Origin of the sequence: Streptomyces sp. H39-C1 (assembly GCF_027158125.1) — a bacterium.
Lineage (GTDB): Bacteria > Actinomycetota > Actinomycetes > Streptomycetales > Streptomycetaceae > Actinacidiphila > Actinacidiphila fildesensis.
On sequence record NZ_JAPVLS010000010.1, the window covers coordinates 61,941 to 87,222 of the forward strand.

At 71.0% G+C, this 25,282-nt stretch carries 25 protein-coding genes; 6 read left to right on the forward strand and 19 right to left on the reverse strand.

The annotated features are described in order from the left end of the window. The first annotated feature begins 36 nt into the window (after positions 1–36). Positions 37–1,467 carry a pyruvate kinase gene (pyk, locus tag O3W51_RS09170; protein ID WP_138357119.1) on the forward strand — a complete coding sequence of 477 codons (1,431 nt, stop codon included), beginning with the start codon at positions 37–39 and terminating at the stop codon, positions 1,465–1,467. 174 nt (positions 1,468–1,641) lie between these two features. Here pyk and O3W51_RS09175 read toward each other — a convergent pair whose 3' ends face one another. The 4 genes from O3W51_RS09175 to O3W51_RS09190 all read right to left on the reverse strand — a co-directional run bounded on the left by O3W51_RS09175 (position 1,642) and on the right by O3W51_RS09190 (position 5,796). Next, entirely contained in the window at positions 1,642–2,904 is a 1,263-nt protein-coding gene (locus tag O3W51_RS09175) for a hydrogenase expression protein HypF (RefSeq protein ID WP_269285112.1), read from the reverse strand. Further along, complete coding sequence (locus O3W51_RS09180) at positions 2,894–3,481, reverse strand: DUF6114 domain-containing protein (RefSeq protein WP_232485221.1); 588 nt, start codon at positions 3,479–3,481, stop codon at positions 2,894–2,896. The genes O3W51_RS09175 and O3W51_RS09180 overlap by 11 nt, the downstream gene beginning before the upstream one ends. 92 nt (positions 3,482–3,573) lie before the next feature. Then, positions 3,574–4,215, reverse strand: a complete 642-nt coding sequence (locus tag O3W51_RS09185; RefSeq protein ID WP_138357121.1) for a DUF6230 family protein — start codon at positions 4,213–4,215, stop codon at positions 3,574–3,576. A gap of 606 nt (positions 4,216–4,821) precedes the next feature. Next, entirely contained in the window at positions 4,822–5,796 is a 975-nt protein-coding gene (locus O3W51_RS09190) for a tetratricopeptide repeat protein (RefSeq protein ID WP_138357122.1), read from the reverse strand. 273 nt (positions 5,797–6,069) lie between these two features. Here O3W51_RS09190 and O3W51_RS09195 point away from each other — a divergent pair, with 273 nt between their 5' ends. Further along, positions 6,070–6,702 (forward strand): TetR/AcrR family transcriptional regulator, encoded by a 633-nt coding sequence (locus O3W51_RS09195; RefSeq protein WP_269285117.1) that lies wholly within the window; start codon positions 6,070–6,072, stop codon positions 6,700–6,702. Between the two features lie 13 nt (positions 6,703–6,715). On the opposite strand, the gene O3W51_RS09200 is transcribed toward O3W51_RS09195, so the two are convergent. Continuing rightward, positions 6,716–7,732, reverse strand: a complete 1,017-nt coding sequence (locus O3W51_RS09200) for a GDP-mannose 4,6-dehydratase (RefSeq protein WP_269285119.1) — start codon at positions 7,730–7,732, stop codon at positions 6,716–6,718. Beyond that, on the reverse strand, positions 7,729–8,859 hold the full coding sequence (locus tag O3W51_RS09205; RefSeq protein WP_138357125.1) for a UDP-N-acetylglucosamine--N-acetylmuramyl-(pentapeptide) pyrophosphoryl-undecaprenol N-acetylglucosamine transferase: 1,131 nt from the start codon (positions 8,857–8,859) through the stop codon (positions 7,729–7,731). The genes O3W51_RS09200 and O3W51_RS09205 overlap by 4 nt, the downstream gene beginning before the upstream one ends. A 64-nt stretch (positions 8,860–8,923) precedes the next feature. Here O3W51_RS09205 and O3W51_RS09210 point away from each other — a divergent pair, with 64 nt between their 5' ends. Both O3W51_RS09210 and O3W51_RS09215 read left to right on the forward strand, forming a co-directional pair. Next, complete coding sequence (locus O3W51_RS09210; RefSeq protein WP_138357126.1) at positions 8,924–9,622, forward strand: response regulator transcription factor; 699 nt, start codon at positions 8,924–8,926, stop codon at positions 9,620–9,622. Beyond that, the gene (locus tag O3W51_RS09215) at positions 9,619–11,067 is read left to right on the forward strand and encodes a sensor histidine kinase (RefSeq protein WP_138357127.1); all 1,449 of its coding nucleotides are present in this window, start codon (positions 9,619–9,621) and stop codon (positions 11,065–11,067) included. The genes O3W51_RS09210 and O3W51_RS09215 overlap by 4 nt, the downstream gene beginning before the upstream one ends. Here O3W51_RS09215 and O3W51_RS09220 read toward each other — a convergent pair. The 9 genes from O3W51_RS09220 to murJ all read right to left on the reverse strand — a co-directional run bounded on the left by O3W51_RS09220 (position 11,064) and on the right by murJ (position 19,410). Then, a complete protein-coding gene (locus O3W51_RS09220; protein WP_138357128.1) occupies positions 11,064–11,228 on the reverse strand; it encodes a DUF397 domain-containing protein in 165 nt (54 codons plus the stop codon). The two genes, O3W51_RS09215 and O3W51_RS09220, sit on opposite strands and share 4 nt — an antisense overlap. A gap of 108 nt (positions 11,229–11,336) precedes the next feature. Next, positions 11,337–11,921 (reverse strand): Uma2 family endonuclease, encoded by a 585-nt coding sequence (locus O3W51_RS09225; RefSeq protein WP_269285121.1) that lies wholly within the window; start codon positions 11,919–11,921, stop codon positions 11,337–11,339. A gap of 119 nt (positions 11,922–12,040) precedes the next feature. Next, positions 12,041–13,741: an acyl-CoA mutase large subunit family protein gene (locus O3W51_RS09230; protein WP_138357130.1), complete on the reverse strand. Its 1,701-nt coding sequence runs from the start codon at positions 13,739–13,741 to the stop codon at positions 12,041–12,043. Positions 13,742–13,890: 149 nt separating this feature from the next. Further along, complete coding sequence (locus O3W51_RS09235) at positions 13,891–14,229, reverse strand: DUF3817 domain-containing protein (protein WP_138357131.1); 339 nt, start codon at positions 14,227–14,229, stop codon at positions 13,891–13,893. 62 nt (positions 14,230–14,291) lie between these two features. Further along, positions 14,292–14,804, reverse strand: a complete 513-nt coding sequence (locus tag O3W51_RS09240; protein ID WP_138357132.1) for a MarR family winged helix-turn-helix transcriptional regulator — start codon at positions 14,802–14,804, stop codon at positions 14,292–14,294. A gap of 146 nt (positions 14,805–14,950) precedes the next feature. Next, complete coding sequence (locus O3W51_RS09245) at positions 14,951–16,204, reverse strand: L,D-transpeptidase (protein ID WP_244809436.1); 1,254 nt, start codon at positions 16,202–16,204, stop codon at positions 14,951–14,953. 14 nt (positions 16,205–16,218) lie between these two features. Beyond that, positions 16,219–17,151, reverse strand: a complete 933-nt coding sequence (locus O3W51_RS09250) for a hypothetical protein (RefSeq protein WP_269285123.1) — start codon at positions 17,149–17,151, stop codon at positions 16,219–16,221. Beyond that, positions 17,144–17,653, reverse strand: coding sequence for a SigE family RNA polymerase sigma factor (locus O3W51_RS09255; RefSeq protein ID WP_138357135.1), 510 nt, complete (start codon positions 17,651–17,653; stop codon positions 17,144–17,146). Before O3W51_RS09255 ends, O3W51_RS09250 begins: the two co-directional genes overlap by 8 nt. Positions 17,654–17,754: 101 nt before the next feature. Continuing rightward, entirely contained in the window at positions 17,755–19,410 is a 1,656-nt protein-coding gene (gene murJ, locus O3W51_RS09260; RefSeq protein ID WP_269285179.1) for a murein biosynthesis integral membrane protein MurJ, read from the reverse strand. Between the two features lie 301 nt (positions 19,411–19,711). On the opposite strand from murJ, the gene O3W51_RS09265 reads away from it, so the two are divergent. Beyond that, positions 19,712–20,896: a lipid II:glycine glycyltransferase FemX gene (locus O3W51_RS09265; RefSeq protein WP_138357136.1), complete on the forward strand. Its 1,185-nt coding sequence runs from the start codon at positions 19,712–19,714 to the stop codon at positions 20,894–20,896. A gap of 83 nt (positions 20,897–20,979) precedes the next feature. Here the strand turns inward: O3W51_RS09265 and O3W51_RS09270 are convergent, their stop codons facing one another. After that, positions 20,980–22,278, reverse strand: coding sequence for an MFS transporter (locus O3W51_RS09270; RefSeq protein WP_138357137.1), 1,299 nt, complete (start codon positions 22,276–22,278; stop codon positions 20,980–20,982). Positions 22,279–22,348: 70 nt separating this feature from the next. On the opposite strand from O3W51_RS09270, the gene O3W51_RS09275 reads away from it, so the two are divergent. After that, positions 22,349–23,332 carry an ArsR/SmtB family transcription factor gene (locus O3W51_RS09275; protein WP_138357138.1) on the forward strand — a complete coding sequence of 328 codons (984 nt, stop codon included), beginning with the start codon at positions 22,349–22,351 and terminating at the stop codon, positions 23,330–23,332. Between the two features lie 9 nt (positions 23,333–23,341). On the opposite strand, the gene O3W51_RS09280 is transcribed toward O3W51_RS09275, so the two are convergent. From O3W51_RS09280 to O3W51_RS09290, 3 genes are all read right to left on the reverse strand, one after another. Beyond that, entirely contained in the window at positions 23,342–23,671 is a 330-nt protein-coding gene (locus tag O3W51_RS09280; protein ID WP_138357139.1) for an MTH1187 family thiamine-binding protein, read from the reverse strand. Then, positions 23,668–24,009: a DUF3817 domain-containing protein gene (locus tag O3W51_RS09285; protein WP_138357140.1), complete on the reverse strand. Its 342-nt coding sequence runs from the start codon at positions 24,007–24,009 to the stop codon at positions 23,668–23,670. The genes O3W51_RS09280 and O3W51_RS09285 overlap by 4 nt, the downstream gene beginning before the upstream one ends. Before the next feature lie 69 nt (positions 24,010–24,078). After that, positions 24,079–25,281 carry an RNA-guided endonuclease InsQ/TnpB family protein gene (locus O3W51_RS09290; RefSeq protein ID WP_198357681.1) on the reverse strand — a complete coding sequence of 401 codons (1,203 nt, stop codon included), beginning with the start codon at positions 25,279–25,281 and terminating at the stop codon, positions 24,079–24,081. Position 25,282 lies beyond the last annotated feature (1 nt).

A 25,282-nucleotide genomic window follows, 5' to 3' on the forward strand; every position in this document is an offset into this window, starting at 1 on the left:
ATTCCGGAGCGGAACAAACCCGATAGGATTGCGCCCATGCGCCGAGCAAAGATTGTTTGCACCCTGGGACCCGCCGTCGACTCCTACGACCAGCTGAAGACGCTGGCCGAGGCCGGCATGAACGTGGCCCGTTTCAACTTCAGCCACGGAACTCACGCCGAGCACGAGGAGCGCTATCAGCGCGTGCGCAAGGTCGCCGAGGAGACCGGCCGTGCGATCGGCGTCCTCGCCGACCTGCAGGGCCCCAAGATCCGGCTGGCCAAGTTCGCCGACGGACCCGTCGAGCTGGTCTCGGGTGACGAGTTCACCATCACCGCCGAGGACGTCCCCGGCGACAAGACCATCTGCGGCACCACGTACAAGGGCCTGCCCGGCGATGTCAGCAAGGGCGACCCGATCCTGATCAACGACGGCAACGTCGCCCTGCGGGTCATCCAGGTCGAGGGCCCCCGGGTGCGGTGTCTGGTCGTCGAGGGCGGAGTGATCTCCGACCACAAGGGCATCAACCTTCCCGGCGCGGCCGTGAACGTCCCGGCGCTGTCCGAGAAGGACATCGAGGACCTGCGCTTCGCGCTGGCGATGGGCGTCGACATGGTCGCCCTGTCGTTCGTCCGCGACGCCTCGGACGTCAAGGACGTCCACCGCGTCATGGACGAGGAGGGCCGCCGGGTCCCCGTCATCGCCAAGGTGGAGAAGCCGCAGGCGGTCGAGAACATGGAGGCCGTGGTCATGGCCTTCGACGCGGTCATGGTCGCCCGTGGCGACCTCGCCGTGGAGTACCCGCTGGAGCGGGTGCCGGTCGTCCAGAAGCAGCTCATCGAGCTCTGCCGCCGCAACGCCAAGCCGGTGATCGTCGCGACCCAGATGATGGAGTCGATGATCACCAACTCGCGCCCGACGCGCGCCGAGGCCTCCGACGTCGCCAACGCGATCCTCGACGGCGCGGACGCGGTCATGCTCTCCGCCGAGTCCTCCGTGGGCAAGTACCCGATCGACACGGTCAAGACGATGTCCCGCATCGTCGAAGCCGCCGAGGAGGAGCTGCTCAAGCGCGGCCTGCAGCCGCTGGCGCCCGGCAAGAAGCCGCGCACCCAGGGCGGCGCCGTGGCCCGCGCCGCGGCCGAGCTGGCCGACTTCCTGGACGCCAAGACCCTGGTCGCGTTCACCCAGTCCGGCGACACCGCCCGCCGGCTGGCCCGCTACCGCGTCCCGGCCCCGGTGCTGGCGTTCACCACCGACCCCTCGACCCGCAACCAGCTCGCGCTGACCTGGGGCGTCGAGACGTACGTGGTCCCGTACGTCGACAACACCGACGCCATGGTGGACGTCGTCGACACCGAGATGCTCAAGCTCAAGGAGTACAACGCGGGTGACACCGTGATCATCACCGCCGGTTCGCCCCCCGGCGTCCCCGGCAACACCAACATGGTCCGGGTGCACCACCTGGGCGACGACATCCGCAAGTAGCCGCCCGGCACGCGACGCCGCCGCACACGGCGTCGCGGCACGGAGGTCGTGGCACGGAAGGTCGTGGCACGGAAGGTCGTGGCACGCAATGCGCCGAGGGCGCCGAACCCCTGACGGGTTCGGCGCCCTCGGCGTTTGTGCGGCTCCCGGACGGGTCTCTGGGGGCGCCCTCGGTTACGGGTAGGTGCCCTTGGTGATCGACTGGTGCAGGTTGCTGATGTGCAGCGTGCCGCCGAACTGTCCGGCCTGGCGGATCTTGACGTTCGTGAAGACCGCCAGCGGAACGTTGATCGGCGGGGGCGTGTCCGGGCTGAACGTCACCGGGATGAGGCCGAAGAGGTTGCCCTTCAGCTCCTCGGTGTACATCGTCACCGTGCCGTTCTGGATCGTGGACGTCGTGCCAGGACCCTGGACGTGGTGGACGTAGCCGGGGCCGTTGACGAGCTGGTGCAGATCCTTGATGTCCAGCGAGGACGCGGTGAACTTCAGGACCTTCTTCATCGTGCCGTTGGTCGTCCGGACCGTGACGATGCCCTTGTAGTCCAGGCCCTTCAGCGTCAGCACGCTGGATTCCAGGTACCAGGGCTGGTCCGGGAGCAGACCGTGCTCCGTCTCGTACGGCGCGTCGGCCAGCGCCTTGGCGTCGTGCGTCGGACACGGGAACGGGGTCTTGCCGTCCACGGTGGTCGGGGTGGCCGACGGGGTGGCGGTGGCCGACTTCTCGGCCGCCTTGGCCGCCGCGTCCGCCGCTGCCTTGGCGGACTTCGCCGCCGTGGTCGCCGTGGACGACGGCTTCGCCGCCGGTGCCTTGGCAGGAGTCGTGCTCGGCGCCTTGGGCGGTGCCGTCGTGGGTGCGGTCGTCGGCGGTGCCGTGGTGGGCGCCGTCGTCGGGGCGGCCGGCTTGTTCAGACCGAGGACGTCCTTGATCGCGTCACCGACACCCAGCGGGTCCCACGGGTTGTAGGACTTCGTCGGGCTCGGCGTCGCCTTCGGAGCCGTGCTCGGCGTGGCCGTCGGCCCGGTCTTCGGTGCGGTCGTGGGCACGGTCTTCGGCAGCGCCTTGAGGGCGCTCTTCGGCTCGGCCGTGCTCGCGGACGGGCTCGGCGAGGAGCTCGGCTTCGTGCTGGGCGCGGAGCTCTCCGTCGCGGAGGGCGTCGCGCTCGGCTTGGCTGTGGTGGCATCCGGTGCCGGCGTGTCGGACTGCGTGACACACGGACCGGGAGCGTAGGGGTTCTTCGGCATCTCGTCGGCGAGGGCGAGATGCGGGGTTATGCCCATGCCCATCAGTACCGCTGTGGGCATCGCGGCGATGGCTATCGCCTTGCCCGCGGGCATCTGGAGCTTGGTGAAGAGCGACTTCCTCGGCGCCGCGTGGCGCGGCACCAGTCTCGTACGGGGTCCGTCGCCGTCGGCCGGCAGAGCCTCGTCACCCCGCACTACGCCTCCCATGGTCGTCTGTGGTCACTTCGTCCACTCCGGCACCCGGCGACACCGAGTGCTTCTCCAGCTGTGGTGCGGGGTGGTACTCGGGCTCCGGGCCGGAGTCGTGGCCACCGGTCGGCGCACCGTCCGGCAGTTGGGCCGACTGACCGGGAGCGTCGGCCGCCGGAACTCCGGGCGCCCAGGCGATGCCGAGGGAACCGCCCACCAGGCCCAGCAGAAAGCCGATCAGGAATCCGCCGAAGTTGGACACGGGGATCGACACCAGTGCCAACAGGATCGCGGCGACACCCGCGAAGATGCGTACGACCGGCTGGAACCACATGGTCAGCCCGAGCACCATCAACAGGATGCCGATGATCAGCGACCCGGCGCCCGCCGTGGTGGACATCCGCACGGTGAGCTGGCCGAGGGTCAGGTTCGCGTACGGAAGGTACGCGATGGGGATGCCCCCCAGGAGGGTCAGCAGGCCCGCCCAGAACGGCCGCTGCCACCGCCAGTTACGGAAACGCGTGTGGGCGGTATGGAAGGCGTTTGGTTCGTGACCCTGCAGCCCTGTCGACTCGGCACTCATGGAACAGCTCCCTGGGACTGACTTTTTTGCGCAAGAAAGTTGGAGGGCGACCGGGTGAGGGGCGCAAACCCCTCACCCGACCGGTCAAGTGCCTAGTAGCACTCGTTACTGCCCTTCTTGACCGACAGGCTCAATCCGCTGAGCTTGAAGGTGCCCGCGCTGGTCGCCCAAGCGGTCTGCTGCACCTTGGTCAGCGTGGCCTCCTGGGCCTCCTGGGCGAAGGCGCCCGGGTTCTGCGGACCCTGGCCGGCCTTGTGCGGGCCGTCGATGCCCGTGGCGTCCTTGTTGTTGCCCGCCGCGCCTGCCGGAACACCGATGTTGATGTTCGTGAACGACGCGTCCGCGTTGAGCTGGTCCAGGTCGATGTACAGGTTCTCGGCGTGGACCGGCGTGCCCTTGCCACCGGCCTCCAGCCGCAGCGTCACATCGCCGAAGACCGGGACATGCGTGATAACGGACTGGCACATCTTGGTGATGTCGGCGGAGTGGAAGCCCGAGACCGCGACCGGCACAGTGGTGCCGCCGACCTGGGCGTCCATCGCGCCGTACTGGACGAACCCGAAGCCGTGCAGCTCGTCAGCGCTGACCTTGAAGTTCTGGCCGGACACTGCGAACGACGCGGCGAGCGCGCCCTGTGCGAGCGCCATGCCGATCACTGCCGTGGCAGCAATACCCGGCACCATGACAACGGCGAACCGCTTCCACTTGGTGCCGCCTCTAACGACCGACTCCATGACTTTCCTCCTGATCGGACGTACACATCCGGCCGGATATGGAGATCCGGGGCCGGGATGGGGAGAAGAGCTACGTCCTCGGGAAAGGGAGCGCCGTCATCGAAGGCCGGTCCGCGGGTATGCGGACGGCGCAGTCCGAATCATCAGCGATCACCCCCGAGCGACAACCACTGGCCACGCTCTCGCGCAACCTGCTGGACAGGCCCTGCTGGGTGGGCAGAGACCCCCCTGTCCGGAAGCGGCGGCAGTTACGCCGTGCACTTCCACTCGGTGGGGACCCTCCCCCGGCTACCGCTGGGGGTCGCCCCCAGCCGCACCAGCTGGCTGCCGGATGGTCGGGGGAACAGGACCGAGCTTGGCCGATGGTGGTCCATTCCCAGCCGCTGCACAAGAGGTCTCGTTACCAGCGAGTAACGGAAGGATGTCGAGAGCGCGATCATCAAACGTCGCGATATCACGCAGCGTAGTTGCGGCGAGGGCGTGAATGTCCGACAAAGAGAAAGATTTCCGGAAGAAAAGGGGTCACTCTCTTACCGGAAGTAACAGCGACCGCACTTCATCACGATTGCGTAAAGTGCGGTCGCCGTATCGATGAATCAGCTGCGGTCAGAACAGGACGCGAGCCAGTGCGACACGCGCTGTCACCACGCGGGGGTCGTCGGTGCCGATGACGTCGAAGAGTTCCAGCAGACGCAGCCGTGCCGCGTCCCGGTCGTCACCGGCCGTACGGCGCACGGTGTCCACCAGTCGCCCGAAGGCGTCCTCGACATGCCCGCCGACGAGGTCGAGATCCGCCGCGGCCAGCTGGGCCGGCACATCGGCGGGGTTGTCGGCGGCGGCCTTGCGGACCGCCTGCGGGTCGGCGTCCTGCACCCGCTGCAACAGTTCGGCCTGGGCCAGGCCGAGCTTGGCCTCGGCGTTGGCCGGCTCGTCCGCCAGCACATTCCGGTACGCCTGGACGGCGCCGCCCAGATCGCCCGCGTCCAGCGCGTCGTGCGCGGCGGACAGCGCCAGCTCCTGCGGAGTGGCGGGCCGGGGCTCGGGGGTGGCGGCGGCGGCCGGAGCCGCGCCCGCCTCGACCGGAGCGCCGACGATGCCGAAGCGCTGCTCGCCCACGGCGATCAGCTGGTCCAGCACCTCGCGGATCTGGTCGTCGGCGGCCGCACCCTGGAAGAGCGGCATCGCCTGACCGGCGAGCACCGCGAAGACGGCCGGCACGCCCTGGGCGCCGAACTGCTGGAACAGCAGCTGGTTGGCGTACACATCGGCGCGGGCCAGCAGGAAGCGGCCGGCGTACTCGCCGACCAGCCGTTCCAGCGTCTCGTTGAGCTGCTTGCTCTGCTCGGCCTGTTCGGCCCAGAAGCTGATGACGACCGGGACCTCGGAGGAGCGCTGCAGTACTTCGCTCTCGAAAGTCTCCTCGGTGACATCGATGACGAGCGGGGAGGCGGCGGAAGGGGCGGGGGCGCCGGCGTCCTGCCGTTGCGCCCTGGCCTGCTCGGCCTTCGCCTTGGCCTCACCGGCCGCCTTCAGCGCGGCGAGGTCGACCACGCCGCTCATGGACATGTTCCGTGGCTGCATGAGGTCAATCCTCCCCCCTCGTCGTAAAAAAGTGTGAACGGCCCCCGAACCGTCCGCCGGATCGCGGACAGCCGGGAGCCTCCACCGCCGTTCCAGAGTGTCCTTCTCGGCGTGGGTCCCCACCTGCGCCAGTGGTCATCGCTCTTTCGCTACGAGTCGTAGCGTAACTCCAAACTGTCCGGTCCCCGCAAGCTTCAACCCCGCGGGGCGGCGTGATCCCGGTCACGGAGCGGTCGCGGGCCACCCGGCGTACTGGCCGGTATGGTCCCAGCCATGCACAACGGCACTTCAGCGAAGAAGACGGGCCGCCCCCGCAGCGCCGACGCCGACCACGCGATCCTGGAAGCCACCAGGGCCGCCCTGGTCGAACTGGGCTGGGGCGGGCTGACGATGGGCGATGTCGCCACCCGGGCCGGCGTCGCCAAGACCACCCTCTACCGTCGCTGGGCGGGCAAGAACGAGCTGGTCGTCGATGCGGTCGCAGTGCTCTTCGACGAACTGGAGCTGCCCGACCGGGGAAGCCTCCAGGCCGACATCGAGGACGTGGTGCTGCAGTTCGCGGCGCTCCTGGCCCGCCCCGAGGCCAGGACCGCCCTGATGGCCGTCGTCGCCGAGTCCACCCACGACGAAGCCCTGCGGCGGCGGATCCGCGAGGCCATCGTGGACCGGCAGAAGTGCCTCGTGGTCCTCGGCCGCCGGCGCGCCCAGGAGCGCGGCGAACTCCCGCCGGACGGCCCGCCGCTCGGCCCCCACGGCACGGACACCGCCACCCAGATCGACCTCATCTTCGACGTCATCGCCGGCGCCGTCGTCCACCGCACCCTGGTCAGCGGCGAACCGGTGGACGCGGCCTGGGCCCGCACCTTCACGACGTTGCTGCTGGGCGGCCTGGCGGCCATCCGCTGACCCGGGGCCGCCTCTACACCTGGTAGCGGTCCGTCGCGAAGAGGTTCAGGTTCTCCGCGACCCACTCCGAGGTGCGGCGCAGTCCCTCCTCCAGGGACACCTGTGGCTCCCATCCCGCCCACTGGCGCGCCCGGGAGTTGTCCGACAGCAGGCGCTGGACCTCGCTGCCCGAGGGGCGCAGGCGGGCCGGGTCGACGACGATCTCCGCTTCTCGGCCGGAGGCGGCGATCAGGGAGCGGGCGAGGTCGCCGATGGAGACCTCGCGGCCGGTGCCGAGGTTGACGACCTCGCCGAGGGCCCGGTCGCAGCCGGCCAGGGCCAGGAAGCCGGCGGCGGTGTCGGTGGCGTAGGTGAAGTCGCGGGTCGGCGCGAGGGATCCGAGCCGGATCTGCCGGGCGCCGGAGTGCAGCTGGGCGAGGATCGCCGGGATGACGGCGCGCGCGGACTGCCGGGGGCCGTAGGTGTTGAAGGGCCGGACGACCGTGACGGGCAGCTCGAAGGAGTGGAAGTACGACAGCGCCGTCATGTCCGCGCCGATCTTCGAGGCGGAGTACGGGGACTGCGGCTGCAGCGGGTGGCTCTCGCTGATCGGCACGGTGAGCGCGCTGCCGTAGACCTCGCTGGTGGAGGTGTGGACGAGCCGGCGCACTCCGTGCCGCAGACAGGCCCCGGCGACGTTCTGGGTGCCGGCCACGTTCGTCTGCACATAGGCCTCGGGGGCCTGGTAGCTGTACGGGATGCCGATCAGTGCCGCGAGGTGGAAGACGGTGTCGCAGCCGTCGACGGCGTCCATGACGCGGCCCGCGTCGCGGACATCGCCCGCGAGCATCTCGACGGGGCTGTCCGGCCGCAGATAGCCGGCGAGGTGGCCGCGTTCGCCGTAGGGCTTGTAGTGCACCAGGGCGCGGACGTTCGCGCCGCGCTCGACCAGCAGGTCGACCAGGGTGCTGCCGATGAAGCCCTCGGCGCCGGTCACCAGGACGGTGCTGCCGGTCCAGTCGACAGGGTTCAAAGATGTGGTCGCTGTCATGCGGCGTTCCTCAGTTCGAGAGTCTTGGCGGCGAGCAGATCGGCCGCCCGGGCGTGGGTGCCGGGGTCGGCGGCGCCGCTCATCGCGGCGAGCCGGCGCGGGTCGCGCAGCAGCGGCTCGACGAGCGCGGCCAGCCGGTCGGCGGTCGCTTCGGCGTCGGGGAGCAGCACGGCGGCCCCGGCGTCGGACAGGACGCGGGCGTTGTGCGTCTGGTGGTCGCCGGGCGCGTGTGGATAAGGGACGAGCACGGCGGGCACCCCGGTCGTGGCCAGCTCGGCGATGGTCGCGGACCCGGCCCGGCAGATCACCAGGTCGGCGGCCGCGTAGGCGAGGTCCATCCGGTCCAGGTACGGGACGGCCTCGGCGACCGGGTTCCCGGCCAGCCGGGTCCTGGCCTCGGCGAGCGCGGCCGGGCCCGTCTTGATGAGCAGCCGTACGTCGTTCCGGTCCCGCCAGCGCGCGGCGAGTCCGATCGCCGCGTCGGTCAGCCGGGTGGCGCCCAGGCTGCCGCCGTTGACGAGGACCAGCCGGGCCCCGGCCGGTACGCCCAGCTCGGCGCGGGCCCGGCCGCGCAGGGCGGCCCGGTCCAGGGTGGCCAGCGGCCCGGACAGCGGCATGCCCACGGTCTCCGCCGTGCTGCCGGACGGCAGATGCGCGCGGCTGCGGTCGAAGGCCAGCGCGATGTTCGGGGTGAGCCGGGCCGCGAACTGGTTGGCGCGGCCCGGCACCGCGTTGGACTCGTGGACCAGGCTCGGCAGCCCCGCCAGCCGCGCCCCGAGGATCACCGGCGCGCTGGGATAGCCGCCCATCCCCACCGCGATCTGCGCGCCCTGCTCGCGCAGGATCGTCCGGCAGCGCACCGCCGAGCTCAGCAGCGCGGCCGGCAGCAGATAGCGGCGGGCGCCGAGCGACCGGTCGAACGGGATCATGTTGACCGTGTGCAGCCGGTAGCCGGCTTCCGGTATCAGCCGGGTCTCCAGCCCGCGTTCGGTGCCGACGAAGGTGACGACCGCCCGTGGATCGGCCCGGCGCAGCGCGTCGGCGAGTGCCAGTCCTGGATAGATGTGCCCACCGGTGCCGCCCGCCCCGATGACCACTGACAGTGGAATGTCCTGTGAGGTCCGCATGGCCGCAACGCTGACGGGACGGTCTAAGAGGGTTCTAAGAGCCCGGTTTGGGACCCTTGGGCCCATGGACACTGCACCACCGCCCGCCCGCATCCTCGTCGTGGACGACGAACCCGAGGTACGCGCCGCCGTCGAGGACGGCCTCACCGTCGAGGGCTACGCGGTGCGCGGGGCCGCCGACGGGCTCGCCGCGCTGTCGGAGGTGGCGGCCTGGCAGCCGGACGCGATCGTGCTGGACGTGATGATGCCGGTGCTCGACGGGCTGGCGGTCTGCCGGCGGCTGCGCGGGCTGGGCGACCGTACGCCCGTGCTCGTCCTCACGGCGCTCGACTCGGTGAGCGAGCGGGTCGACGGCCTGGACGCGGGCGCCGACGACTATCTCGTCAAGCCGTTCGCACTGGACGAACTGCTGGCCCGGCTAAGGGCGTTGCTGCGCCGGGCCGCGTCGGGGGGCGGCGAGGAACCGGAACTTTCGTACGCGGATCTGGTCGTCCAGCCGGTCACCCGCACCGGCAGCAGAGGCGGCCGCCCGCTGGAGTTCAGCCGTACCGAGTTCGCGCTGCTGGAGCTGCTGATGCGGCATCCGGGCCAGGCGCTGCCGCGCGAGGTGATCCTGGAGCGGGTCTGGGGCCATGACTTCGGCCCGGACTCCAACTCGCTGGCCGTCTACATCGGTTATCTGCGGCGGAAGCTGGAGGCGGGCGGCGAGCCGCGGCTGGTGCAGACCGTGCACGGCGTCGGCTACCGGCTGGACCTCGGGTGACGGGGACCCGCGGGATGGCGCGCTGGCGCCGGCACCGGCCACTGCGCACCCGGCTGGCGGTCGCGGCGTCCGCCGCCGTCGCCCTGGTCGCGGTCGGGGTCTGCGCGGCGGCCTTCTTCGTCATCCGCTACGAACTCGTCCACCAACTGGATCTGCATCTCACCCAGTCGGCGACGCTGGTCAAGCAGCAGCACCGCGGCGAGAGCCCGCAGGTGGTGGCCGGGGAGTGCGTGTTCCTGTCGGCGCCCGCCTGCTCGCAGATCGTCCCGGCGGACCCGGCGGCCGACCCGCGGGAGCCGTATCCGCTGCCGGTCTCCGCGCCGGTGCGGGAGGTCGCGGCCGGCGACCGTCCGGCGTACTTCAGCAACATCACGCTGTCCGGGCATCCGGCGCGGATGTTCACCAGCGGCTTCGGCGGCGGCCGGGCGCTGCAGGTGGCGGTGCGGTCCGACACCGTCGAGCAGGGCGTCCGGCAGGCCGCCTGGCTGCTCGCGGGCGTCGGCGGCACGGGGGTGCTGCTCGCCGCCCTCCTCGGCTACTGGGTCTCCCGGACGGGACTGGCGCCGGTCGCCCGGCTGACGGCCACGGCGGAGCGGATCGCCGCCACCCGGGACGCCCGGCACCGGATCGAGATCCCGGCCGGTCCCGAACACCGCCAGGACGAGGTCACCCGGCTCGCCACCGCCTTCAACACCATGCTCGGCGAGCTGGAGCAGTCCGTCATGGCGCAGCGCCGGCTGGTGGCCGACGCCTCGCACGAGCTGCGCACACCGCTCACAGCGCTGCGCACCAACGCCGACCTGCTGGCGCGCGCCGACCGGCTCACCGACGCCCAGCGGGACCGCGCCTCCGGCGCTCTGCAGCGGCAGTTGCGCGAGGTCACCCAGCTCGTCAACGACCTGATCGAGCTGGCGCGGGACGAGGAACCGCTGCCGCTGGTCGAGGACGTGGGCCTCGCCGACCTGGCGGGCCATGCCGTACGGGCCGCCCGCGGCCACTGGCCCGACGTCCCCTTCACCCTCGCCACGGACCCGGCCGCCGCGCAGGCGCACGTCCCCGGCGTCCCGGCCCGGCTCAGCCGGCTGCTGACCAACCTCGTGGACAACGCGGCCAAGTTCAGCCCGCCGGGAGCCCCGGTCGAGGTCGCCCTCACCCGGACCGGCTCCGGGTCCCGTCCCGGGGAGGGGGAGGTGGTGGAGCTGACCGTCCGCGACCACGGGCCGGGGATCGCCCCGCAGGACGCCCCTTACGTCTTCGACCGCTTCTACCGCGCGGACTCCGCCCGCGCACTGCCCGGTTCGGGCCTCGGCCTCGCCATGGCCCGGCAGATCGCCCACGCCCATGGCGCCACCATCACGGCGGAACCCGCACCGGGCGGCGGCGCCCTGTTCCGGGTGAGCTTCCAGGATCCGCCGCGACAGGACCGGGCTGAGGGCAAGCTCTAAGCCGTGTCCGGCTCCTCAGCGAACGCGTCGAACTCCCCCGCCTTGACGCCCTTCACGAACGCCTCCCACTTGGCGGGACTGGTGACGGCCACGATCTCCGGCTCGTCGGTCTCGCGGATGTAGATCATCCCGTCGTCTCCAACGGTCGCTTCGAGGGACATGTGCTGCCTTCCGGTCGTGCTCCATGGACGCGGCCATCGTGATCCAGATCCCCCGCCGGAAGCAACGCCCCCCGCTCCGCCCGCGAGCCGCCCCGGCACGCAGGTGCCTTACCGGCTGCCGGCGCCCGGCGCTCCGTACAACGGGAAGCCCTCCGTATCGACGTGCCATTCGCCCACCTGCACCGTCTCACCGAACAGGAACTCGACGCGGGCCGCATACCGCTGACCCTCCGGCGTGGAGCGCGGCTGGGACAGGACAAGACCGGTGCCCTTGCGGGGATCCACAAGCAGGTAGTAGGGGATACCCATCACCGCGTAGTCGCGGGTCTTGCCCTCGTAGTCGTTCTCCGGGTTCGACCTCGGTACGACTTCCACGACTGCCGTCACATCTGCGGGGTCAACGGTGTCGCCGTCCTCATCAAGGACATCCATGGGAAGGATCGTGATGTCCGGACGGCGCAGAGCTGCTGCCCCGCGCGGGTCCTCGATCTCGGCACCGGACTGCGCGATCACTCGCGGGGTCGTGCCCCTGAGCTGGTCGTTGAGCTGGTCAGCGATCTGGAACGAGATGAATTCATGCCGCTTCGCCGGGCTCGTTATCATGATGATCTCTCCGCCGCTGATCTCAACGGCCCAGGCTTCCGGCCTGGTGGACAACTCATCGGCGATAAGACGCATGCGGGCGTACTCCACGGCGGTCCCTCCAGCGGTGTTCTTCGAACCGCTTCCAGCCTATTCGCTGTGGTCGCGGAACACGCGCTCGTGGGCTCCGCTCCCCCCGTGCGGGGTGAAGCGGAGCCCCCGATCTCGGCTCAGAAGCGGGCCGGTTCTGTGTACGTGCCCCACTCCTCGCGCAGGACACCGCAGATCTCGCCGAGGGTGGCCTCGGCGCGGGCTGCCGCCAGCATCGGGACGATCATGTTCGAGCCGTCCCGGGCCGCGGCGAGCATGGCGGCGAGGGCCTCCTGGACGGCACTGTCGTCACGGGCCGCCTTGCGGGCGGCCAGCACGCGCACCTGCTCGCGCTCGACCTCGTGGCTGACCCGCAGGATCTCCAGGTCACCGGTGACCGAGCCGTGGTGGCAGTTGACGCCGACGACGCGCTTCTCGCCCTTCTCCAGGGCGCGCTGGTACTGGAAGGCCGACTCGGCGGTCTCGCCGGTGAAGTAGCCGTCCTCGATACCGCGCAGGATGCCGCTGGTGATGGGGCCGACAGAGTGCTTGCCGCTGGGGACCGCCTTCGCGCCGAGCGCCCTGATCTTGTCGAAGATCTTCTCGGCGTCGGCCTCGATCCGGTCGGTGAGGGCCTCGACGTACCAGGAGCCGCCCAGCGGGTCGGCGACGTTCGCGACGCCGGTCTCCTCCATCAGGACCTGCTGGGTGCGCAGCGCGATCTCCGCGGCCTGCTCGCTCGGCAGCGCGAGGGTCTCGTCGAGGGCGTTGGTGTGCAGCGAGTTGGTGCCGCCCAGGACGGCGGCCAGCGCCTCCACGGCGGTGCGCACGACGTTGTTGTAGGGCTGCTGGGCGGTGAGCGAGACACCCGCGGTCTGGGTGTGGAACCGCAGCCACTGCGCCTTGTCGGTCTTGGCGCCGTACTCGTCGCGCATCCAGCGCGCCCAGATGCGGCGGGCGGCGCGGAACTTGGCGATCTCCTCGAAGAAGTCGAGGTGCGCGTCGAAGAAGAACGACAGCCCGGGGGCGAACGCGTCGACGTCCATTCCGCGCGACAGCCCCAGCTCGACGTAGCCGAAGCCGTCGGCGAGGGTGTACGCGAGCTCCTGCGCGGCCGTGGAGCCGGCCTCGCGGATGTGGTAGCCGGAGACGGAGAGCGGCTTGTACGCGGGGATGCCCGTCGCGCAGTGCTCCATGAGGTCGCCGATGAGGCGCAGATGGGGCTCGGGAGCGAAGAGCCACTCCTTCTGCGCGATGTACTCCTTGAAGATGTCGGTCTGCAGCGTGCCGTTGAGCAGGGCCGGATCGACGCCCTGCCGCTCGGCGGCGACCAGGTACATGCAGAAGACCGGAACGGCCGGGCCGGAGATCGTCATCGAGGTGGTGACGTCGCCGAGCGGGATGCCCGCGAAGAGCACCTCCATGTCGGCGGCCGAGTCGATGGCGACACCGCAGTGGCCGACCTCGCCCAGCGCCATGCTGTCGTCGGAGTCGCGGCCCATCAGGGTCGGCATGTCGAAGGCGACGGAGAGACCGCCGCCGCCGGCCTCCAGGATCATCTTGTAGCGCTCGTTCGTCTGCTCGGCGTTGCCGAAGCCGGCGAACTGCCGGATCGTCCACGTACGGCCCCGGTAGCCGGTCGGGTGCAGACCGCGGGTGAACGGGTACTCGCCGGGCCATCCGATCCGCTCGAAGCCGTCCACGGTGTCACCGGGGGCGGGCCCGTACACGGGCTCGACCGGATCCCCGGAGAGCGTGGTGAAGTCCGCGTCCCGCTTACGAGCCGCGTCGTACCGGGCCTGCCAGCGCTGGCGGCCCTCTTCGATGCCTTCGGCGTCCATACCCTCGAATTTACTAGGACGTCCTAGTAAATGTCGATGGCAAACCGCCCACCCCTTGCGGGGAAGGGCGGTGCGATGCGTCACGTGCCATGTGTCACACCCCGTACGTCACGTCCAAACGTCACGTCCAAGGTGTCACACGACGGGCGTCAGACCTGGGCCGGCTCGCCGTTCGCGGCGACGACCAGCGGGGCCACCTCGCGCGTCACGTTGCGCTCGACGAAGAAGGCGGCGGTCGGGATCGTGCCCGCCAGCAGCACCCAGGCCAGCTTGCCCAGCGGCCACTTCGCCTTGGAGCCCAGGTCGAAGGCGAACACCACGTAGACCACGTAGAGCCAGCCGTGGGCAATCCCGACGGCGGTGACGAAGCCGGCCGCGCCGTTCATGTCGAGGAGGTACTTCGCGATCACGCCCAGGGTGAGGAGGACCAGCAGGACGCCGGTCACATAGGCCATCACGCGGTAGCGGGTCAGCGTCCCTTGTTTCATGGCATTGAGCGTAACCGGTGCGATTCCGGCGCCCTCACGCCCCTCCTCGAACGCCGGACGCTTCAGCGCCCGTCCTCGAAGTCGCCCGCGGCTATCCGCAGCGGGCGCAGCGACGCGAAGATCTCACCGCACTCCTCGGCGTCGTAGACGCCCAGGCCGAAGTCCATCGCCATCAGGTCCCGGGTGGCCGCGTCGACCACCTCACGGCCCTTGTCGGTGATGGAGGCGAGGGTGCCGCGTCCGTCGTTCGGGTTGGGGCGCTTGGCGACCAGGCCGGAGCCGACGAGGCGGTCCACGGTGTTGGTGACCGACGTGGGGTGCACCATCAGCCGCTCGCCGATCTTCGACATCGGCAGTTCGCCGGCCTTGCTGAAGGTGAGCAGCACCAGCGCCTCGTAGCGGGCGAAGGTCAGCCCGTACGGCTTGACGACGGCGTCCACCTGGCCCAGCAGGATCTGCTGGGCGCGCATGATCGAGGTGATGGCACCCATCGACGGAACGCGTCCCCAGCGCTGGGTCCACAGCTCGTCGGCGCGGGCGATGGGGTCGAAGGGCAGGCTCAGGGGCTTCGGCACGCCGATGAGCCTACCGGTCGGTCACATAGTGGGAGAGGCTGTCTCGTCCATCGGAACCGGAGACACCCGGGCCCGTTCGGGAACGGGTGCGAGCGCAGGCTCGGCGACCGGTTCCGGAACGGGCCCGGGACGGATTCAAGGACGGGTCAGGACAGGGCGCTCAGCTTCGCCCACGCCTCGGCGGTGAGGTTCCAGTCGCCGTAGCCGTTGCCCTTGTCGACGGTGGCGCGGGTCGATCCGGCGACCTCGACGACATCACCGCGGACGGCCTTGTCGAAGAACCACTTGGCGTCCGCGTCCGACATCCCGACGCAGCCGTGGCTGGTGTTCGCCTTGCCCATGTTGGCGTCGTTCCACGGAGCGGCGTGGACGAAGGTGCCCGAGGTGGTCAGGTGCACCGCCATCTTGACGTCCTTGTCGTAGAAGTCCGCGGCGTCCTTGTTGGTGGCGATGCCGACCGACGTCGACGTCATGTGGATCGTGGACTGCTTGCTGAGCACGACCATGCGGCCGTTCCAGGTCGGGAAGTCGCTCTTGCCCGCCGAGATGTTGATGACCTTGACGGTCTTTCCGTCCTCGGTGACCGTCATCTTCTTGGCGCCGATGTCGACCTTGGAGACCCGGGCGGTGCCGATGGTGAAGGTGGAGGTGACATCGCGGCGCAGGTAGCGGCCGCCGCCGGTGTCGAGGCCGCTGAGCTTGGCCGTCATCGTGACCTTGGTGCCCTTGGCCCAGTACGCGGCCGGCCGCCAGTCGGCGCGCTGGGTGCCGGTCAGCGGGTCGGTGATCCAGCCCCAGCTGCCCTGCACGGCGGGCGTCGTCGTCACGGACAGCTGCTTCTCGACGGCCGCGCGGTTGGTGACCGGCTTGTCGAAGGCGATGGAGACCGGCTGGCCGACGCCGACCACCGCGTTGCCCACCGGGGTGACGGTGACGCCGTTGGTCTTGGCCGCGGCCAGCGTGGTGAAGGTGCTGGTCTGCTCCTTCTGCGCGCCGGACTTGTCGGCCGCGGTGACCTTCACCGTGTAGGCGGTGCCGGGGGTCATCGTGCGGTCGGACAGCCAGCTGTGCTTGGTGGCGTCCAGCTTGCCGGTGACCTCCACGGCCTCGACGCCGTCGTTGCTCTTGGCCGCGGCGGTGACGGTCACCGCGCCGATGGTGCCCTCGGTCAGCGACACCTTCACCGGGCTGCCGGGGTCGACCCCGGTCTTGCCGTTGGCGGGCGACACGGTGACCGGCACGGCCGCCGGGGCGCCGGCGCCGCCCTTGTCACTGCCGCCCTTGGCGTTGTCATCACCACCGCTGCCGCCACAGGCGGTCAGCGCGACGGCCAGCAGGGCCGGCACGGCCAGGGCACGTATACGGGAAAAGGGAATGCGGGACGTTCGTATGGGTGTCACGGGAAATGTCCTCATCAGCAGCGGTCGGAAGAAGTCGGGGGGACGTAGTCCGGCGGGAACTTCGGATCGGGCGGCGGGACCGACGGGACGCCGCCCTCGGTCGCCGGGCCGGTGCCGCCGGCCGAGCCCCCGATCGAGCCCCCGGAGCCCCCGGCGAATGCGGACGACGGAGAAGTACTGGGGGTGGGGGTGGCCGGGACGGAGGGGGGAACGAGCTTCTCGAGGGACCGCGCCATGCACTGCACCGGCGTCCCGTCGAAGTACGGCGGATTCGGGCGCGCGCTCGCCGGCATGACCACCTGGAGCACCGACACGTACCGGCCCCGGTCCGCCAGCCAGACCTGGCTCACCTGGCTGCCCAGCTTCGTTGTCGCATAGACGCGGAACACGGTCTCCATGGTCCCCTCCTCCTTCCCAGTGTAGGCAGCAACTAGTCCGCATTTGCCCAATTCATCACGTATGCGGTTCAGTTCGGCAGCAGCCTTGGCCCCGTCACCAAGGTCATGGATCGCGTACCGCGCGCTGCTGTTCGCGTTCCCCTGATAGAAACGGACACTCGCCGAGGCCGGATCGTACAGCGACGTTCCGCAGTGCATGAGCGGGATCTTCGCCGAGACGTCCCCCGCGACGGTGCGCCAGTGCCAGTAGGAGTCCCAGGGCAGCGCGGTCGGCCGGAGCAGCGCGCCGGTCAGCGGCTCGGTCGGCAGCGGGTCCGGCGAGGGGGAACCACTGACCGCCGGGGGCTGCGCGCCGCTCTCCAGCCGGGGCAGGACCGCCCAGGAGCCGACGGCCAGCGCGGCCGCGGCCACCACGGCCACCGCGCCGACCCGGCGCCGGGCACGGCGGCGCTCCCCACGCCTGCGGACGTCCGCGGGGCCGGCGAGGAGGATCAGCGGCTCGGTGTCGCGAGCCAGGTCCCGGAGACGGTCGTCGAGCGGGTCAGCCATGGAGGGGCACCTCCTCTTCCTCGGTCAGCCGGTCGCCCAGCGCCCTGCGTGCGCGGCTGAGCCGGGTTCGTACCGCCGCGTTGGACACTCCGGTCTCCCGGGCGACCTCCTCGACCGGCAGGTCCATCAAATGGTGCAGCACGACGGCCGTGCGCTGCTCCTCGCCGAGCTCACGCAAAGCGGCGATCAGAGCCACCCGGTCGGGTGCCAGCGCGGGCGCGTCCGCCGGCACCCCGTACCTGAAGTGTGCCCGTACCCGGTTGCGTGTCTTGCGCCACGTGCTCACCGCCAGCCGCAGAGCCACCGTCCGCACCCACGGCGTCGGGTCCCCCTCGGCCGTGAGCTTCGCCCACCGCTGCCACGCACGGGCATACGCCTCCTGCACGGCGTCCTCGGCCTCGCCGAGATCGCCGGTCACCGCGTACACCGCGGCGACCAGGCGTTTCGCGGTGACGGCGTAGAACTCGTCGAAGTCGTCCTGCGGCGTCGCGCCCGGGCTCACACCCACCCCGGAGGCGCGTGTGTCGTACGGATGTTCAATGTCCCTCCCGCTACCTACACGCACGGCGGGCCCGAAAGGTGACAACGAAATCAGGAAAACTTTCAGCGGCCGGGCAGCCGCCGCAGGACCGGGGCGGCCAGCGACTGCACCTCGGTCAGCCGCAACGGGCCCGCCAGGACCAGAACGGAGCAGCCGAGGGCGGCGCCGCCGAGCAGCAGCCCGGCGCAGTCCCCGGCGAAGCCGGTGCCGAGCAGCCGCCCGCTGCTCTGCGCGATCCCGTACGCGGCGGCCGCGCCCGGCAGGCACGCGACGGCCAGCCGGACGTGCATGCCCAGGACCGCGGGCCGCCAGTTCAGCCGCCGGCGCAGCACCCAGGTGGTGCACGCCAGCCCGGCGCAGCAGGCGATGGCGTAACCGCCCGCCATGCCGGCCACGGCCCAGCGGGCCGGCAGCAGCGTGTACGAGGCGACGGCGAGCCCGGCGTTGACGGCGGCGATGACGACGTTGAGGAAGAAGGGCGTACGGGTGTCGCCGAGCGCGTAGAAGCCGCGGGCCAGCAGGTACTGGCCGGCGAAGGCCGGCAGGCCGAGGGCGAACGCCATCAGGATCCAGGCGATGGCCTGGGCGTCCGCGTCGGTGGTGCGGCCGTGCTGGAAGACGACCCCGGTGATCTGCGGGCCGAGCGCCAGGAAGGCCAGCACCGCCGGCACGATCGCGGCGGCCGAGCCGCGCAGCCCGTACGACAGGTCGGCGCCGAGCCGCGCGTGGTCGCCCTCGGTGGCGGCCCGGCTCATCCGCGGCAGCAGGGCGGTGACGAGGGAGACGGTGATGATCCCCTGGGGCACGACCCACAGCAGGTAGGCGTTGCTGTAGGCGGCGAAGCCGACACCCACGGGACTGCCGCCGGCCAGCGCGTGGGCACCGGCCGAGGTGGCGAGCCGGGTGACGACCCAGTAGGCGATCTGGTTGACGAAGACCAGCAGCAGCGTCCACCCGGCGGCCCGCATGGGCTGCATGAGCCCGGAGCCGCGCCAGTCGAAACGGGGCCGCCAGCGGAATCCGGCGCCGCGCAGGGCCGGGATCAGCGCCAGGGCCTGCACGGCGATGCCCGCGGTGGAGCCGAGCCCCAGGAGCAGCGCGTTGGCGTCGCTCATGGTGCCGGCGGCGGTCGTGTCGTGCGCGACCGCGAGGTACAGGCCGAACACCGCGATGACGACGACGTTGTTCAGGACCGGCGACCACATCATGGCGCCGAACCGGTCGCGGGCGGTGAGGATCTGGCCGAGCAGGGTGAACACGCCGTAGAAGAGGATCTGCGGCAGGCAGTACCGGGCGAGCGCGATCGTCAGGTCGCGCTGGGCACTGGTGAAGTCCGGCCCGTACGCGCTGACCAGCCAGGGGGCGGCGAGCGCGGCGCCGGCCGTGATCACCAGCAGCGCGGCCAGGCAGACGGTGAGCAGCCGGTCGGTGTAGGCGGCGCCGCCGTCGGCGTGCTCCTTGGCGGCACGCACCAGCTGAGGGACGAACACCGAGTTCAGCGCCCCGCCGATGAGCATGATGTACAGGATGTTCGGGACGGTGTTCGCGACGCTGAACGCGTCACCGAGCAGGGTGGTGCCGAGCGCGGCGGTGATGATGCCGCTGCGCACGAACCCGGTGGCGCGCGAGGCGAGCGAGCCCAGGGCCATGACGCTGCCGCTGCGTTTCAGCGAGGCCGCGGTGTCGGTCGTGGTGGAGGAGGCGGCGGCCGGCTCCATGGGAGCGGGAGGGGCTGCGGCTTCCGGCGGGCAGGGGCCGCCGAAGGGGGCGCTGCGCACCGCGTCCTGACCGCCGGGATCGCCGGTCCCCGCGTCACTGCCCACTGCTGATGTCACCCGTTGTGCTCCCCGGCCGGTCGCGGCCGTCGGCCGCGCAGACGCCGAAGTCTGCCCGTCCCGGGGCCGCTTGGGAAACCGGTGCGCGCTGTCGCGAACATCTCTGTCACATAGCGGTCCTGTGGGGCGTGAGAGAGGTGAGCGGGCCACCAGGCCCACCGCACCGCGGAGGACGACCTTGACGATGACCACCCACCAGGACGCCGCCCGCAACGCCCTCCCCGGCCCGGCGCCACGACTGCGACTGCGTCCCGTCCCGGAGGACGAACACCTGGCGTTCGTGCGGCGGCGCGGCCCGCGCTCGGTCAGTTTCCTGCAGAGCCCCTCCTGGGCCCGGGTCAAACCGGGCTGGTCGGCCGAGAGTCTGGGCTGGTTCGACGACACCGGGGCGATGGTCGGCTCGGCACTGGTGCTGTACCGGCAGCTGCCCGGCACCCGGAGATCGTTCGCGTACCTCCCGGAGGGCCCGGTGCTGGACTGGTCCGACCCGAACCTGGACCGCCTGCTGGAGCCGCTTCTGGACCATCTGCGCGGCACCGGCGCCTTCGCCGTACGGATGGGGCCGCCGCTGCCGTACCGGCGGTGGTCGGCGCGCACCCTCAAGGAGGCGGTGGCGCCCGGCCGCCGGATGGGCGACGTCCTGCCGGACCTGGTGGACCCGCTGGGCGCCGCGGTCGCCGACCGGCTGCGCGAGGCGGGCTGGCGGCGCGGCGGCGAGGACGGCGCCAACGGGGACGCCCAGCCCCGGCTGATCTTCGAGATACCGCTGGCCGGCCGCGGCCTCGACGACCTGTGGACCGGGCTGAACCAGGAATGGCGGCGGAACGTCAAGAAGGCAGCCAAAGCGGGGGTGGAGACCGCCGTCGGGGGCCTGGAGGAGATGGCGGCCTTCCATGAGCTGCTGGGCGTCACGGAGCGGCGCGACGGCTTCCGGCTGGGGCGCGACCTGGCCTACTACCGGCGCCAGTACGAGGTGCTGAACGCGGAACGGCCGGGCGCCATGCGGCTCTACACCGCCCGCCACGGCGGCGAGATCCTCGCCGCGCACACCCTGCTCGTCTCACCGGACGGGTCCCGCGTCTGGTACCAGACGGGCGCCTCCGCCGATCACCGCCGCGAGGTGCGGCCGAGCAACGCGCTGCAGTGGCGGATGCTCTGCGACGCGCACGTGCTGGGCGCGTCCGTGTACGACATGCGGGGCGTACCGGACAGCCTGGACCCGGACGCGCGCTCGTTCGGACTGTTGCGCTGGAAGCTCGGTACCGGCGGCGAGGCGGTGGAGACGCTCGGCGAGTGGGAGCTGCCGCTCCAGGGCGCGGTCAACAAGACCCTGCACCGGGCGATGAACGCGTACCTGGCGCGGCGCTGAACCGTACGGCGCCGGCCGGCCGGAACCGGCCGGTGCCCGGGAGGTGTTACGCGCGTCGACCAGCGGCAAAGGAATCTCCTGCCTCAGACCGCCTCCACCACACCGCGGCCGGTCGCCGCCACGGAGCGCAGCACCAGCAGCGTGCTCACCAGACCGAGACTCCCGGCGCCGGCGATCACGGCGTACGGCGGGGCGACCTCGGCGATCGCGCCGCCGATCGTCATGCCGAGGCCCTGGAGCGTCATCATGCCCGCGCCCAGCAACGACATCGCCTGGCCGCGCATCTCCTCCGGCACCGCCTCGACGAACCACTTGTCCATCCCGAGCGCGTAGGCGGAACACAGCCCCACCACCAGCATGATGCCGATGGCCACCGGCAGCGGCGGGTGGAAGGCGAACAGCACCATCGGCACCAGGGCCAGGCCGGCGAGCGGCATCGCGATCCAGGTGCGCGCGGCCGGTGACAGCAGCGTGCCGGCCGCCAGCTCGCTGATCACCGTTCCGGCCGGCATCGCCGCCAGCAGCAGACCGACCCCGGCGGAACCGGCGCCGGCCGCGGCGGCGAACGGTGTCGCCAGCCCCTCGGCCACCGCGAAGAACATCGGCGGCACCCACCACCACAGCAGCAGCGCCCGGATCCTGCGGTGGCTCAGCAACTCGCGGGCGCCGAGCAGCGACTGCCGCATCATCGAGCCGCTGCCGGTGACCCGCGCCGGCCGGTCCAGGGTGCCGAAGCGCAGCAGCGCGGCCGAGCAGAGGAAGGTCCCCACGGCCACGGTGAGCGCGGCGCGCGGCGACAGCACCACCAGCACCAGGCCGCCGATCCCGAACCCGATGATCTGCGCGCTCTGCGAGACGATCCTCAGCAGCGAACGGCCCAGGACGTACACATCGCCCTCCAGGATGTCCGCGAGGCTCGCGGCCCGCGTCCCCTGGAAGAGCGGCGTGATCATCGCAAGGACCGCCCGCAGCAGGAACAGCAGCGCCAGCGGCGTGAACGGCAGCGCGAGGACGCCGACGCAGGCCGCGCAGAGCAGGTCGCACGTCACGAGCACCCGGCGGGCAGGGTACCGGTCGGAGACCCCCGAGAGCAGCACCCCGCTGAGCGCGTACGGCAGCATGCCGAGCGCGAAGATCAGAGACGTCAGCAACGGGGACCCGGTGCGTTGGAACACCAGTACCGCCAGTGCGACCTCGGCGAAGAAGCTGCCGAACATGGACAGTACGTGGGCGGCGAAGATCGGCCGGAACTCACGGACCGCGAACACCGTGCGATATCCGACGGGCTGCGGCTCGACGGGATCGGCCGTCGTCCCCGCTGTCCCGTCGCACGTCGGCTCGTCACTTTTCTGAAGTCCCGAGTCTGAGTTTTCCGTTGTCATGGACGCAGCCTGGCGGACATCGGGACATGGCTTCTACTGTTTCGGCTGAAAACGAAACTTGGGAGACGTCATGCCGTTCCACATGCACTTCACGGCCGACGATGTGCTGTCCTCCCGGTTCGCGATCTCACCGCTCTGGGAGACCCAGGAGGCGATCCGTACCCTCCGGACACCCGCGCGCCAGGGGTACCACCTGCCGTGGCTGCGACAGGTCCGGTCGGTGGCCCGTGGGCTCGATCTCAGCCCCTTCGAGCTGGTGATGCCGCGGCGCGGCCACAACCCGGATTTCCTGTGCCCGCCGCCCGACGGGGTCTTCGCCACGATAGACGAGGAGCTGGCCCGGGTCCGCGGCACCGACCCGGCCGTGGCCCACGCGGACCTGGCCAGGGCGCTGGCGGTGATCCCGGGTGCCGCCGCCGACGAACGGGCCCGGGCGCTGCTCGACGACCCGGCGCGGACGGTGGACGAGCTCGCGGAGCTGATGGCCCGGGTCTGGGACACGCTCCTCGCCCCGTTCTGGCCCCGGATGCGCGCCGTGCTGGAGGCCGATGTGGCCTTCCACTCGCGCCGGCTGGCCGACGGCGGCCCGGAGCGGCTCTTCGCCGATCTGCACCCGAAGGTGAGCTGGTCGGACGGCACGCTCACGGTGGACCAGCGGACCGACCACGTCAGGACGCTGGGCGGCGAAGGGCTGCTGCTGGTGCCGAGCGTCTTCGTCCGGCCGGACGTGGTGAGCGGCTTCGACCCGCCCTGGCAGGCCACGATGGTCTATCCGGCGCGCGGCACCGCCACCCTGTGGACCGTGCCGGGCCCCGCGCCCGCCGAGCCGCTGATCCGGCTGCTGGGTCCCAACCGGGCGGCGATCCTCACCAACCTGGACGCGCCCGCGACCACCAGCGCGCTCGCCCGCCGTCACGACCTCGCGCTGTCGTCGGTCTCCGCGCATCTGTCCGTGCTGCGCGACGCGGGCCTGCTCACCTCGCACCGCGACGGCCACCGGGTGCTGTACGAAAGGACCCCGCTCGGCCTCACCCTCGCCACCGGCGGGGGGTAGCGGCGTCCGTCAGCTCCCGGCGGCGGGGGCCGCGGCGGAATCCGCGGCGGGAGCGAGGAACCGCTCGACGGTCTCGACCTTCGACGTCATCCCGTCCGTCACGCCGGGCCGGATGTCGGCCTTGAGCACGAGGGAGACGCGCGGCGCGCGGGCCTCGACGGCGGCGACGGCGCGCTTGACGACGTCCATCACCTCGTCCCACTCACCCTCGATGGAGGTGAACATCGCATCGGTGCGGTTCGGGAGACCGGACTCCCGCACGACGCGGACGGCGTCGGCGACGTACTCGCCCACGTCCTCGCCGACGCCCAGCGGGGAGACCGAGAAGGCGACGATCACGCGACGACGCCTTCCTGGCGGGCACGGGCGGCGATGATCTCCGACTCGGCCTCGCGGCGCAGCATGCGCTCGGCGAAGAAACCGCCGGTGGGGAGCACGGACAGCACCGCGTAGAGCGCGCCGCGGCCCAGCGTCCACTTGGCCCGGTACCAGGCCAGGGCCCAGAGGACGACGTAGAGGACGAACAGCACCCCGTGCACCATGCCCATGACCGGGACGGCGTTGAAGTCGGTGGTGCGCTTCAGGATCGAGCAGAGCAGCAGCAGGAGGAAGGAGACCGCCTCGGGGGCGGAGACCAGGCGGAGCCGGCGCAGGGCGGAGGCGGTCTTGATGTCCACGGATTCCTCATCATCGACGGGGGCGGTTCTTTTGACATCCTCCCCCTCCCAAGGAGGGGGATTCCTGGCTCACGTTGCCTGGCGGCCCGGCGGGCTATCAGGTCTTCCACGATCAACGCCAGCCGGGATGAGACCAGCCCGGACGAGCATCACGCGGGCGGAGTTCTTATCTCGGGGGGAGACGGCTCCGCACGCGGTGCAAGTGTAGGTACGTTCCGACAGCGGGAGTGCGTGCTTGGTTCTCGCTCCGCAGTGTCCGCAGTCCATGGTGGTGTGCGCGGGGTGCACCAGATGCAGGATGCGCTGGTGTTTGCGCGCCATGTTGATCAGTTCGTGCTTGGTGGCGGAGATCGCCGCGTCGGCCGCTTTGCGGGCCATGGTGGATTTGGCGAGGAACTTCGGCCGGAAGTCCTCCACCGCGAGCTGATCGAAATCCGTCACGGCACGCTTGGCCCACTTGCGGGCAGTGTCCTGTCGCTGCCGGGCGATCTTCTTGTGCGTGATCGCGGCCTGCCGCTTCGCCTTCCGGTATCCCTTCGAAGCGGCCTGCCCGCGCTTGGGCTTGCGGCGGGCCATCATCCGCTGATATCCGGCGAGCTTCCCGGCGGCCTTCTTGCCGTGCCCGGGATGGGGGAGGTCGTGGTCGTCGCTGGTGGTGGTCGCGGTTTCCTTCACGCCCCAGTCGATGCCGAGCGCGGCGCCGGTCGCGGGGAGCGGCTGCGCTTGTGTCTTGACGACGAAGGAGGCGTACCAGTGCCCGATGCTGTCGCGGTGGATACGCACGCTCGTGGGGTCGGCGGGCAAGTCCCGCGACCACACCACCGTCAGCGAAATACCCCCCGCGAGGTGCAGGCGTCCGTCCTTCAACCGGAAACCGCGCTGGGTGTAGTTGAGGGTCGGGTCGGCCAGGGCCTTCTTCTTGTACCGGGGCATCCCCGCGCGCTGCTTGACCGGCAACCGGGCCTTGATGTCCTTGAGTGCTTTGGCGCGGGACCTGGCAAAATCCCGGATGATCTGCTGCTGCGGAACGCTGCTGCCCTCGCGCAGCCATTCCTGACGGCTGCGGGCCTCGGTCAGCATCGCGTCGAGCCGGGCCGGACCACACTTCTCCTGGTCCCGGTATGCCTTCTTGGACCGGGCCGCGCACTCGTTCCAGATCCACCGGCACCGGTCCCACTCGCCCGACAGCGCGGCGAGCGCGGTGGACGACACGCGAAGCCGGTAGGTGCACCGGGCGTGCCCGGCGCCGTCGGCGGCGGCCGTTGTCGTCATG